The sequence below is a fragment of the Plantibacter sp. 2H11-2 genome, assembly GCF_050031945.1.
Taxonomy (GTDB): Bacteria; Actinomycetota; Actinomycetes; order Actinomycetales; family Microbacteriaceae; genus Plantibacter; species Plantibacter auratus.
The window spans coordinates 807,705-819,945 of record NZ_JBNBBL010000001.1; the positions used below are offsets into that span (position 1 = coordinate 807,705).

Here is a 12,241-nt window from a genome sequence, read left to right on the forward strand (position 1 = left end):
ACCGCCCTCGCGATGATCCTGCCGGAGGCAGGTGCTCGTCCACGAGGCTCTGCCTCAGAGGCTAGTCGGCGCGATGCGACCCGACAACCGCTTGCGGAAGCGACTCGCTTCCGGCAGGGCTAGGCGCCCTGGTATGGCGCGACGACGACCTCGACCCGCTGGAACTCCTTGAGGTCGGAGTAGCCGGTGGTGGCCATCGAGCGACGGAGCGCGCCGATGAGGTTGGCCGTGCCGTCCGACTTCGGCGACGGGCCGTACAGGATCTCCTCGAGGGTCGCGACGGTGCCGACCTCGACACGGCGACCGCGCGGCAGGTGCAGGTGGTGCGCCTCGGCACCCCAGTGCCAGCCACCGCCGGGTGCGTCCGTGGCGCGGGCCAATGCGGTCCCGAGCATGACGGCGTCGGCACCCATCGCGACGGCCTTGACGATGTCGCCCGAGGTTCCGAGACCGCCGTCGGCGATGACGTGCACGTAGCGGCCGCCGGACTCGTCGAGGTAGTCGCGACGCGCACCGGCGACGTCGGCCACGGCGGTCGCCATCGGGGCGTGGATGCCGAGCGAGGCCCGCGTGGTGGAGGCCGCACCGCCACCGAAGCCGACGAGCACACCGGCCGCCCCGGTCCGCATGAGGTGCAGGGCCGCGGTGTAGGTGGCCGCGCCGCCGACGATCACGGGGACGTCGAGCTCGTAGATGAACTTCTTGAGGTTGAGCGGCTCCTGGTTCTTGGAGACGTGCTCGGCGGACACGGTGGTGCCGCGGATGACGAAGAGGTCGACCCCTGCGGCGACGACGGTCTCGTAGAGCTCCTGCGTGCGCTGCGGCGAGAGGGCTGCGGCAACGGTGACTCCGGCCGCGCGGATCTCGGCGAGCCGGGCGGTGACGAGTTCGGGCTTGATGGGCTCCGAGTAGATCTCCTGCATGCGCGCGGTCGCTCGGCCGACCGGCAACGACCGGATCTCGGCGAGCAGCGGCTCGGGGTCTTCGTACCGCGTCCAGAGGCCCTCGAGGTCGAGGACGCCGACGCCGCCGAGCTGGCCCATCATGATCGCGGTCGTCGGCGAGACGACGGAGTCCATCGGTGCTGCGAGCACCGGGATCTCGAACTGGTAGGCGTCGATCGACCAGGACACCGAGACGTCCTGTGGGTCGCGGGTCCGCCGCGACGGGACGACGGCGATGTCGTCGAACGCGTAGGCGCGCCGTGCGCGCTTTGACCGGCCGATCTCAATATCCATGCTCACCGCACCAGCCTACCGGTCGCCTGGTGGACGAACACCGGATCCCGTCAAAACTCTGGACGTTTGATTCAGAAATATCTATATTAACGACCAGGTTCGCACCACGGCGCACCAATCAGAGAAGGGGATACCAAGTCATGCTCACCACTTCACGGGCCTTCAGTCTCGGAACAATCCTGGCGGTCGTCATCGCTCTCGCTGCGCCGGCAACAGCCAACGCTGCTCCTCCACCTGTTACCGCGACGCCCCTGAGCACAGCAGCTCAGCACGAGATCACTCCCGAACAGCTTCGACTGGCCGTCGAGGAGTTGAAGGCAGCACAAGTCCCGTTCACCACACAGCAGGTCGGTGAGGACACGATCGAGACATTCGTATTCGAGAACGGGTTCAGCTTCTCGGTGGGACAAGGCCCTTCCGAGACGCGTCTCGGCGGAGGGCAGGACTCCGGTGGGATCTATGTCCTGTTCAATGCCTTCGACCAAGGCCTCATCATCGGTGGAGGCGCGATGGCCCTTCAAGGAGCGTTGTGCCTCCTCCCAGGGGTCGGCGCCGCGCTGTGCGTCGTCTTCGGAGCCATCCTGTTAGTCGCATCCACCGCTCTCGCGACGAACGGCATCTGCCAAGGAGGACGAGAGATGAAGATCTACATCGGCGGCAACCAAGGCCGCTGCGTCTACGTATGAGCCCTGAGACCCACAACGTTCCTCCTAAGCGACCTCTTCGCGTCCGCCAATCAGTCCTCGCCAGCACCATTGTCGGGATCGTCATCTGTGGCACGACGGCGGTCCGTTTGGGATTCGGCCTCGATGGCTACCTGCTATACGCCCTGTGGATCGGAGGCTTCGCCCTGGTCATGTGGGCGACGCTAACCGCTCTGAACAAACGTCGGATGCGCTGACCACACCTACGCCGACGGTCCGGCAGGCGCAAGCCTGCCGGACCGTCGGCGTTCGTGCGGGTGCCTACTTGCGGTAGTTGGGCGCCTCGACGACGATCTGCACGTCGTGCGGGTGCGACTCCTTGAGGCCCGCCGAGGTGATGCGGACGAACTTGCCCTTGGCCTTCAGCTCGCCGATGTTGCGCGCGCCCACGTAGAACATGGACTGACGCAGCCCGCCGATGAGCTGGTACGCGACGGCCGACACCGGGCCGCGGTAGGGCACCTGGCCCTCGATGCCCTCGGGGATCAGCTTGTCGTCGCTCGGCACGTCGGCCTGGAAGTAGCGGTCCTTCGAGTACGAGGTCTTCTCGCCTCGCGTCTGCATGGCTCCGAGCGATCCCATACCGCGGTAGTTCTTGAACTGCTTGCCGCCCACGAACACGAGGTCGCCGGGGCTCTCGTCGGTGCCGGCGAGGAGCGAGCCGAGCATGACGGTGTCGGCACCCGCGACGAGTGCCTTGGCGATGTCGCCCGAGTACTGCAGACCGCCGTCGGCGATGACCGGGACGTTCGCCTCGCGCGCCGCGAGCGACGCCTCGTAGACGGCCGTGACCTGCGGGACACCGACACCGGCGACGACGCGCGTGGTGCAGATGGAACCCGGACCGACGCCGACCTTGATCGCGTCAGCACCGGCCTCGATGAGGGCCTGCGCGCCGGAGCGGGTCGCGACGTTGCCGCCGATGACGTCGACACCGGCGAACGCCGGGTCGGCCTTGAGCTTGCGGATGATGTCGAGCACGCCGGCACTCTCACCGTTGGCAGTGTCTACCACGATGACGTCGACGCCGGCGTCGAGCAGCTGGCCCGCACGGGACCAGGCGTCGCCGAAGAAGCCGATGGCCGCACCGACCCGCAGACGACCCGTGTCGTCCTTCGTGGCCAGCGGGTACTTCTCGCTCTTGTCGAAGTCCTTGACGGTGATGAGGCCCTTGAGCTTGCCCGCCTCGTCGACGAGGGGCAGCTTCTCGATGCGGTGCTGCGCGAGGAGCGCCATCACCGCGTTGCGGTCGGTGCCGACGGGAGCGGTCACGAGACCGGTGCTCGTCATGACCTCGCTGACGCGGGTCGTGGCCTTCTCGAACGGCGACACGAAGCGCATGTCGCGGTTCGTGATGATGCCGACGAGCACACCCTTGTCGTCGACGACCGGGAGGCCCGAGATGCGGAACTGGCCGCACAGTTCGTCGACCTCGGCGACGGTGGCGTCGGCCGTGGTGGTGATCGGGTTCGTGATCATGCCCGACTCGCTCCGCTTCACGCGGTCGACCTGTTCGGCCTGGTCGGAGATCGACAGGTTGCGGTGCAGGATGCCGATGCCGCCCTCGCGAGCCATCGCGATCGCCATGCGGGCCTCGGTCACGGTGTCCATCGCGCTCGACAGCAGCGGCGTGTTCACGGTGATCCGCTTCGTCAGGCGGGACGAGGTCTCCGCCTCGCTCGGGATGACGTCGGTGTGCCCGGGCAGCAGCAGCACATCGTCATACGTGAGTCCTACGAATCCGAACGGATCAGGCTGGTCCATTTATCCCTCTCATAGCCACGAACACACCGGAGAAACGCAGACCTGCCGGTATCACCATCGTAACCGAGCAGGGCCTACCCCTATTCCACGATCCCGACAAATCGATGCGGAGAAATACGCACGGGCGAAACATGTAGGCAATAATCAGGTTCTATCGTCGAACAGCGTTGTCCGACGCAGGAGAACGGTCCACGGAAGTGGCCCGGCACTGGAGGTGCAGTGAAGTTCGCTGGAACGACCCGAAACCCGAGACTGGCACGGAGATTCGTGCTCCTCATCGCCCTGTTGTTCGGGGCCATCACCCTCACGTCCGTCATGAGCGCCGTCCCGGCTCATGCTGACGAGGTGGGCGAGGAGTACGACTTCTACTTCGCTGGGAACGTCAAGTACGACGACAAACCACTCGAAGGCGTGAACATCACGGTCGACGGCAACGGCTACAAGGCCGATGTCGACACCGACGCCGACGGCAAGTGGAAGATCGGCGTCCCCGAGAAAGGTACGTACAAGGTAACGCTCGACGAGGAGACCCTCCCGAAGGGCGTCATCGTCGCCGAGGGCGGCTCGACCATCGAGGCCAAGTTCGGCCTCACCCAATCGAAGTCCGTGAACTTCTTCCTCGGCGAGGGCGTCCGCGTCACCGTCAGCTTCTGGGATCAACTCGCAGAACGACTCGTCAACGGCCTGAACTTCGGGCTCATGCTGGCCCTGGCTGCCATCGGAGCCTCCCTGGTGTTCGGCACCACCGGACTCAGCAACTTCGCCCACGCGGAGATGGTGACCTTCGGCGCGATCATGGCGCTCGTGTTCGGGGTGTTCCTGCAATGGCCGATCTGGCTGGCCATCATCATCGCCCTCGCCCTGAGCGCCGCGTTCGGCTTCGCGCTCGACGCCGGCATCTGGAGACCCTTGAGGCGCAAGGGCGTCGGCATCGTGCAGGTGATGATCGTCTCGATCGGCCTGTCGCTGGCGCTCCGCTACGTCTTCCTCTACTTCGTCGGCGGCGGGACGTTCCAGCTGCCCGGTTCGGGAGAGCAGAACATCAAGCTGTTCGGCACGGTCTCGCTCAGCGTCACCGACATGATCAGCATGGCGGTCAGCGTCGTGGTGCTCCTCGGCGTGGCCTGGTGGCTCATCAAGACGAAGACCGGCAAGGCGACGCGAGCCATCTCAGACAACCCGAGCCTCGCAGCGGCCAGCGGCATCGACGTCGACCGCGTGGTCCGCATCGTCTGGATCCTCGCAGCGACCCTCGCCGGCCTCTCCGGCATCCTGTGGGCGTACTTCCGACCGGGCATCAAGTGGGACATGGGAGCGCAGCTGCTCCTCCTCATCTTCGCGGCCATCACGCTCGGCGGGCTCGGAACCGCCTTCGGCGCCATGGTCGGCGCCCTCATCATCGGCATCCTCGTCGAGGTCTCGACGCTCTGGATCCCGTCTGACATCAAGTACGTCGGCGCCCTCGTGGTGCTCATCGCGGTGCTCCTCGTGAGACCGCAGGGCATCCTCGGCCGTCGCGAGAGAATCGGTTAGGGGCACGCGCATGGACTGGGGAAGCATTCTCTCGAACACGCTCGCTTGGGTCATCAGCCCGGAGACGATCGCGTACGCGCTCGCAGCACTCGGCTTGGCCGTGCACTTCGGCTACGGCGGTCTGTTGAACTTCGGTATGGCGGGGTTCATGGCGCTCGGCGCCTACGGCTACGCCATCTCGATCCTGAGCTTCAACCTCCCGTGGTGGGCGGGCATCATCGTCGGCTGTCTGGCCTCGGTGGTCTTCGCCTTCATCCTCGGCATCCCGACCCTGCGGCTGCGGGCGGACTATCTGGCCATCGTCACCATCGCGGCGGCCGAGATCGTCCGACTCCTCTTCACCACGCAGGTCTTCGACGAGTTCACCAACTCGGCCGATGGACTCGGCAACTACCACGAGGGCTTCCGCGCAGCGAACCCGATCCCGGAGGGCATCTACGGCTTCGGCCCGTGGGAGCTCAACGCGAACCAGTGGTGGGTCCGCATCTTCGGCATCCTGCTGCTCGCCGTCGCCGCACTCCTCGTGTTCCTCCTCATGCGCAGCCCGTGGGGCCGTGTGCTGAAGGGCATCCGCGAGGACGAGGACGCCGTGCGCGCCCTCGGCAAGAACGTGTTCGCCTACAAGATGCAGGCGCTCGTCGTCGGTGGTGTCTTCGGCGCACTCGGCGGGGTGGTGCTGGCACTCCCCTCCGCGGTCGTGCCGAGCGTGTACGTCACGAGTCTCACGTTCTTCATCTGGACGATCCTCCTCCTCGGAGGGGCCGCGACGGTCTTCGGGCCGCTGCTCGGCTCGGTGATCTTCTGGGTGATCATGGCGTTCCTCTCGAACGTCCTCCCGGCGCTCGTGAAGGCGGACGTCCTGCCGTTCATGAGCTCGACGCAGGCGTCGACGCTCCGCTACGTGCTGGTCGGTGTCGCGCTCATGCTGATCGTCATCTTCAGGCCGCAAGGCATCCTCGGAAACAAGAAGGAGCTGACCTTTGTCAAGTAACAGCTCACCCACCTCGCGACCGGTCAAAACCACCGGCCTCCACGTCGGCGAGATCGTCCCGGGCGTCAAGAAAGTCGACCCGATTCTCATCGCGGACCAGGTCACCCGGACCTTCGGCGGCCTGCAGGCGGTGAACGTCGAGCACCTCGAGGTGCCCCGCAACGCGATCACCGCCCTCATCGGCCCGAACGGTGCGGGTAAGACCACGCTGTTCAACCTGCTGACCGGCTTCGACAAGCCGAACACCGGGACGTGGAACTTCGACGGCAAGAGCCTCGGGGGCGTCCCGGCGTTCAAGGTCGCCCGTATGGGTCAGGTCCGGACCTTCCAGCTGACGAAGGCGCTCGGCCTGCTCACGGTGCTCGAGAACATGAAGCTCGGCGCGACCGGCCAGACCGGGGAGGGCATCTTCTCCAGCCTCGTGAAGCCGCTCTGGCGGAAGCAGGAGGAGGACCTCGAGGTCAAGGCGATGGACCTCCTGCGCCGCTTCAAGCTCGACACCAAGCGTGACGACTACGCGGCCAGCCTGTCCGGTGGACAGCGGAAGCTCCTGGAGATGGCGCGGGCGCTCATGAGCGATCCGAAGCTCGTCATGCTCGATGAGCCGATGGCCGGCGTCAACCCGGCGCTCACGCAGTCCCTGCTCGACCACATCCTGGCGTTGAAGGACGAAGGCATGACCGTGCTGTTCGTCGAGCACGACATGCAGATGGTCCGGCACATCGCCGACTGGGTGGTCGTCATGGCCGAGGGTCGCGTCGTCGCCGAGGGCCCGCCCGACACCGTCATGGAGGATCCCGCCGTCATCGACGCCTACCTCGGGAGCCACCAGGACGTCGACCTCGGGGTCGTGACCGGCAGGATCGCCGGAGAGGACAGCGCTGCGGCCGAGGAGCTGCTCGCCGAGATCGAGGACGAACGGCTCGCGGCTGGTGCCGAGCCCGAGGAGGAGCGGAAATGAGCGACGTGAAGGGTGCGCCGGTCGGCGGCACCGCGGTCAAGACCGCCGAGATGGTCGTGGAGGTCACCGATCTGACCGCCGGGTACCTCCCCGGCGTGAACATCCTGAACAGTGCCAACCTGACCGCCCGAAAGGGCGAGCTCATCGGCATCATCGGACCGAACGGTGCGGGCAAGTCGACGCTGTTGAAGGCGATCTTCGGACAGGTCAAGGTGCGCAGCGGACAGGTGCTGCTGAACGGCGAGGACATCACGGGGCTCCGGGCGAACAAGCTCGTGGCCCGCGGCGTCGGGTTCGTCCCGCAGACGAACAACGTGTTCCCGAGCCTCACCATCGAGGACAACCTCAAGATGGGGCTGTTCCAGAAGCCGAAGCAGTACAACGAACGCCTCGAGTTCGTCACCGGGATCTTCAGCGAACTCGGCAAGCGGCTCAAGCAGCGCGCCGGTTCACTGTCGGGTGGTGAGCGCCAGATGGTCGCGATGTCGCGGGCCCTCATGATGGATCCGCACGTGCTGCTCCTCGACGAGCCGTCCGCGGGATTGTCGCCGGTGCGCCAGGACGACGCGTTCATCCGGGTCTCGGACATCAACAAGGCCGGCGTCACCACGATCATGGTGGAGCAGAACGCACGTCGCTGTCTGCAGATCTGCGACCGCGGGTACGTGCTCGACCAGGGTCGTGACGCCTACACCGGGACGGGCCGCGAGCTCCTCTCGGATGACAAGGTGATCGGCCTCTACCTGGGCACGCTCGGCCAGGACGAGGACTGATCAGGGCGATCCCCACTCGCGGGTCGGCGGGTACTTCGGTACCCTCGAACATGCTCGTCCCGGCCGCGTGCCGAGCGACGGGCCAGAAGCCACCGGATCCCGACCGGTGAACGAACCACAACTCCTCCCTCCCCCGAGGGGCACCGTCGTACCAAGACGGCCTCCTGAGACGGGGACGGAGGAGTTGTGCATTCCCCCTCCTCCGCCTTTCGCCAGCGCGGTGCGCTGACGCGAGCGCGGTCCTGGCGCGTGAGCGCGGGTCTCCGGAGGTGCGCGCTCACGCACTGGACCCGCGCTCGCGCCGAATCCCCGCCCCCGCGGCACAGCGACCCGCGCTGAGGCCAACGACCCACGCTGCCGTCAGCGCACCGCGCTGGGTACTACTCCACCCTCGCTCCACCGGAGGCTGGATGGGAGCAGTTCTCCACATCGCTTCCACGACACGAGGTGACGGCGGAGGCGAACGGGCACGGTGAGGCGATGGAATCCTTCGATCTCAACCTGCTCCTCCGCCCGAACGGACTCCTCCTCGTCCGCGACGCACGTCGGGTCGGTGCCGAGCGCCTGGTGAGCGCCGCCCACCGCGACGGCGACCTGGTGCGTCTGCGGAAGGGCATCTACGTCCCTGAACCGATATGGAGTTCCCTGTCCCCCGATGACCGCTACCGGGTCCGGATCGATGCGGCGGCCGTCGCGCTCCGCAAGGACGCTCTGTTCAGCCACTACTCGGCGGCGCGGTTGTGGGGGCTTCCGATCGTGGGTCCGTGGCCTCCCGAGGTGCACACGCTGACGAGCGGTGACCGCGGAGGGCGTTCGGCCCCCGGCATCATCCGTCACACGACGCAGGGCTCCGTCGCCCGACGGATGCGGTACGGGCTCGCGGTCACGGACCCGGCACGGACCGTCGTCGATCTCGCTCGGATCGCCCGCCTCGAGGACGCCGTCGCCGTCGCCGACGCTGCCCTCCGGCTCAAGCTCACCGACGAGACGGCGCTCCGCTCGCTCGCACGAGACCTGCCGGGCCGTCGGGGAGGACGGCAGGTGCGCTTTGCGATCGAATTCGCGGACCCCCTCGCCGCGAACGGTGGCGAATCGAAGATGCGGGTCGTGATCGCGCAGCTCGGTTTCGCCCTGCCGGTGCTCCAGCAGGCGTTCTCCGACGCGGACGGACCAGTCGGTGTGGTCGATGCGGTCTGGCCGGACGAGCGCATCATCCTCGAACTCGACGGCCGGCAGAAGTATGTGCGGGAGGAGTTCACGCAAGGACGGGACGTGGCCGACATCGTCCTGGCGGAGAAGCATCGGGAGGATCGGCTGCGCGCGCTCGGCTACACGGTCGTCCGCGCCACCTGGGAGGACCTCGTCCATCCGAGCCGGCTCGCCGCGAAGCTCGAACGCGCGGGACTGCAACGCGCGTTCCGTTGACTCGGGCGCCCAACTGGTCGCTGTCAGCGCGGTGCGCCGACGTGACCGCGCCGCACCCTCCGTCAGCGCGGTGCGCTGGCAGGCGACCCGTCGCCAGCGCGGTGCGTCGGCGTGAGCGCGCCCCGCTGTGCCGCATGGGCTCGGAATCGGCGTGAGCGCGACCCAGGCGCGTGGGCGCGGGTCTCTGGAGACCCGCGCCCACGCGCTGGACCCGCGCTCGCGTCAGCGCACCGCGCTGGCGCCACCACACACGGCACACCACACGCGGGGTGCATCGGGGGCCGGGCACGACGAAGGCCCCGGATCGCTCCGGGGCCTCGTCAGTCGCGTGGGCGACTAGTTGGTGCGGGTGTACTTGTTGTCGTCACCGTACTGGTAGATACCGATGGTCGCCTCGGTCGGGTCACCGTTCTCATCGAACGTGATCGGACCGGAGTTGCCGTCGTAGTCGATCTTCTTGCCGTCGGCGATGGCCTTGGCGCCCTCTTCGAAGGTGGTCACCTTCTCGCCCTTGTCCTTGCCACCGGACACGGACTGGAGCTGGGCCGCCATGTCGGCACCCTCGGTCGAACCGGCCTGCAGCGCCGCGAGGGCGAGCAGGATGACGGCGTCGTAGGATTCAGCCGCGTAGCTGTAGTCCTTCAGCGGCTCGCCGCCCTCGTCCTTCACGAACGCCTGGAGGCGGTCGGTGAAGTCACCGAGCTTCGCGGTGTCGAGACCGGGCAGCGTGCCCTTGGCGCCCGTCAGGGTGCCCGGAGCGAAGTCCGCGCTGTAGTCGGCGAGGTTGCCGTCGACGAAGTAGAGCTTGTCGGAGGGGAAGCCGGCGAGACCGGGGACGATCGTCTTGGTCTCCTCGAACGCGATGATCGCGATCGCGTCGGGGTTCTCCGCCTTGACCGCGCTGATCTGCGCGTCGAACGAGGTGTCACCGGTGTTGTACGACTGCTCGGCGACCACTTCACCGCCGGCGCTCTCGAACGCTTCCTTGGTGAACTTCGCGAGGCCGGTGCCGTAGGAGTCGTTCAGGTAGATGATGCCGAGGGTGGCGTTGCCGTCCTCCGCGATCAGGTTCCCGAGGACCTCGCCCTGCAGCACGTCGGACGGCGCCGTCCGCCAGTAGAGACCGTTGTCGTCCCACGTCGTGAAGTCCGCGGAGGTGTTCGCCGGGGAGAACTGGATGACGCCTGCGCCGGTGACTTCGTCGATGAAGAGCTTCGACACACCCGAGGACGCTGCACCGATGATGGCCGTGACGCCCTCGGAGAGCAGACGGGGGACCTCGGTCGCGTACGCCTTGTTGTCGGAGTCACCCGAGTCGCCGAGCGTCAGGTCGATCTTGATGCCGAGGTCGGCGTCGTTGACCTCCTTGACCGCGAGACCGACACCGGCCTCCTCGGGCGGGCCGAGGAACGCGAGGTTACCGGTCTGCGGCAACGCCGTGCCGAGCTTCAGGGTCAGGTCGCCAGCAGGCTTGCTGCTGCTGCCGCTGTCGCCGCTACCACTTGAGGCGCAACCGCTCAGAACCAGCGCGCTGGCTCCGATCAGTGCGATACCACCGAGAACGATGGAACGTGGGCGGGAGCGAGCGGCCGTGGCCTTCGAAAAGACGCTCATGGTACTCCTTGCTTGTCAGAAGAGTGGCAGCTCCAGGGGCTGCCGTTGAGTCAAGTTATCCGCTGCACGTGCGCTGGACAATGTCGTTGACGTTACAAGCGTGTAACACGACCAAATCGTTACCTCAGGAGGGCCAGTTTCGCGCTTTTCCTGCAGTGGTCGCGCGATCAGCGCTGGAATCCGCTGTTCAGACCCTCATCGAGCGGCGCCGTTCGGCCCCGGCGGCCCGACGACCCCGGGAGGAGGCGACGAGCATGTCGACGGTGAGGGTCGCGAGCGCCAGCCACACGAGACCGAAGCCCAACCAGCGCTCCGGCGGCATCGCCTCGTGCAGGACCGCAACACCGACGACGAACTGGATGATCGGTGCGAAGTACTGGATGAAACCCATCCAGGTGAGCGGGAGGCGGCGGGCCGCCGCCGCGAACAGCAGGAGCGGGACGGCGGTGATGACGCCGGCGCCGACGAGCAGCAGGGCGTGCCCGACGCCCGCGGTGCCGATGGTCAGCCCACCGGTCACGCCGACCGCGATGAGCTGGGCGATCGCGACCGGCATCAGCCACACGGTCTCGAGCGTCAACCCGGACACGGCGTCGACCGAGCCGCCCACCAGTTTCTTGATGTAACCGTAGAGGCCGAACGAGAAGGCCAGGATGAGGGCGATCCAGGGGACGCTGCCGTGCCCGATCGCGAGGACCAGGACCGCGATCACGCTCACGACCACCGCGGCCCACTGGGCCGGACGCAGCCGCTCGCGGAGGAAGAAGACGCCGAGGAAGACGGTCACGATCGGGTTGATGAAGTACCCGAGCGACGCCTCGACCACTTGGCCGTTGAGCGCACCGTAGACGTAGGTCTGCCAGTTGACGTAGATGAGCGCTCCGGCGAGGCCCATGGTCAGGACGATGCGGCGCTGGCGGAGGATGCCGAACAGTCGACGCCAGGAACGGGTCGCCAGGATGAGGACGGCGCAGAAGACGAGGGAGAAGAGGATCCGCCACGCCACCACCTCGAAGGCGCCGGCCGGTGCGAGGGCGATGAAGTAGAGCGGGAGCGCTCCCCAGAGGCAGTAGGCGGCGACCGCCGAGAGCAGTCCGGACCGGCTCCCCTGCTGGGGTACGGCCACGCTCGCACGTCGATCCCCTCCCCCGTCGACGGTGACGGTGTGGATGTCGACGTCGGCTGGATCGCTGGGGTTCTGCACTGGTCCAGGCTAGACCCGCGACTCCCCGCGACAC

At 67.0% G+C, this 12,241-nt stretch carries 10 protein-coding genes; 6 read left to right on the top strand and 4 right to left on the bottom strand.

The features are described from left to right. Positions 1 to 119: 119 nt before the first annotated feature. Positions 120 to 1,238, bottom strand: coding sequence for a GuaB3 family IMP dehydrogenase-related protein (locus tag ACQG07_RS03760; protein ID WP_064296664.1), 1,119 nt, complete (start codon positions 1,236 to 1,238; stop codon positions 120 to 122). 140 nt (positions 1,239 to 1,378) lie between these two features. Between ACQG07_RS03760 and ACQG07_RS03765 the strand changes: the two genes are divergently transcribed. Next, complete coding sequence (locus ACQG07_RS03765; RefSeq protein WP_426737222.1) at positions 1,379 to 1,924, top strand: hypothetical protein; 546 nt, start codon at positions 1,379 to 1,381, stop codon at positions 1,922 to 1,924. A gap of 279 nt (positions 1,925 to 2,203) precedes the next feature. On the opposite strand, the gene guaB is transcribed toward ACQG07_RS03765, so the two are convergent. After that, positions 2,204 to 3,706, bottom strand: coding sequence for an IMP dehydrogenase (guaB, locus tag ACQG07_RS03770; RefSeq protein ID WP_079705279.1), 1,503 nt, complete (start codon positions 3,704 to 3,706; stop codon positions 2,204 to 2,206). A gap of 315 nt (positions 3,707 to 4,021) precedes the next feature. On the opposite strand from guaB, the gene ACQG07_RS03775 reads away from it, so the two are divergent. From ACQG07_RS03775 to ACQG07_RS03795, 5 genes are all read left to right on the top strand, one after another. Further along, positions 4,022 to 5,239: an ABC transporter permease subunit gene (locus ACQG07_RS03775; protein WP_426737346.1), complete on the top strand. Its 1,218-nt coding sequence runs from the start codon at positions 4,022 to 4,024 to the stop codon at positions 5,237 to 5,239. A 10-nt stretch (positions 5,240 to 5,249) separates the two neighbouring features. Continuing rightward, complete coding sequence (locus ACQG07_RS03780; RefSeq protein ID WP_086474449.1) at positions 5,250 to 6,230, top strand: branched-chain amino acid ABC transporter permease; 981 nt, start codon at positions 5,250 to 5,252, stop codon at positions 6,228 to 6,230. Then, positions 6,220 to 7,191: an ABC transporter ATP-binding protein gene (locus tag ACQG07_RS03785; protein ID WP_064296668.1), complete on the top strand. Its 972-nt coding sequence runs from the start codon at positions 6,220 to 6,222 to the stop codon at positions 7,189 to 7,191. Before ACQG07_RS03780 ends, ACQG07_RS03785 begins: the two co-directional genes overlap by 11 nt. After that, positions 7,188 to 7,964: an ABC transporter ATP-binding protein gene (locus ACQG07_RS03790; RefSeq protein ID WP_064296669.1), complete on the top strand. Its 777-nt coding sequence runs from the start codon at positions 7,188 to 7,190 to the stop codon at positions 7,962 to 7,964. The genes ACQG07_RS03785 and ACQG07_RS03790 overlap by 4 nt, the downstream gene beginning before the upstream one ends. Positions 7,965 to 8,444: 480 nt before the next feature. Beyond that, complete coding sequence (locus ACQG07_RS03795) at positions 8,445 to 9,389, top strand: hypothetical protein (RefSeq protein ID WP_426737225.1); 945 nt, start codon at positions 8,445 to 8,447, stop codon at positions 9,387 to 9,389. Between the two features lie 336 nt (positions 9,390 to 9,725). Here ACQG07_RS03795 and ACQG07_RS03800 read toward each other — a convergent pair whose 3' ends face one another. Then, positions 9,726 to 11,003 (bottom strand): ABC transporter substrate-binding protein, encoded by a 1,278-nt coding sequence (locus tag ACQG07_RS03800; protein ID WP_079705276.1) that lies wholly within the window; start codon positions 11,001 to 11,003, stop codon positions 9,726 to 9,728. A gap of 187 nt (positions 11,004 to 11,190) precedes the next feature. Further along, complete coding sequence (rarD, locus tag ACQG07_RS03805) at positions 11,191 to 12,129, bottom strand: EamA family transporter RarD (RefSeq protein ID WP_426737348.1); 939 nt, start codon at positions 12,127 to 12,129, stop codon at positions 11,191 to 11,193. Positions 12,130 to 12,241: the final 112 nt, after the last annotated feature.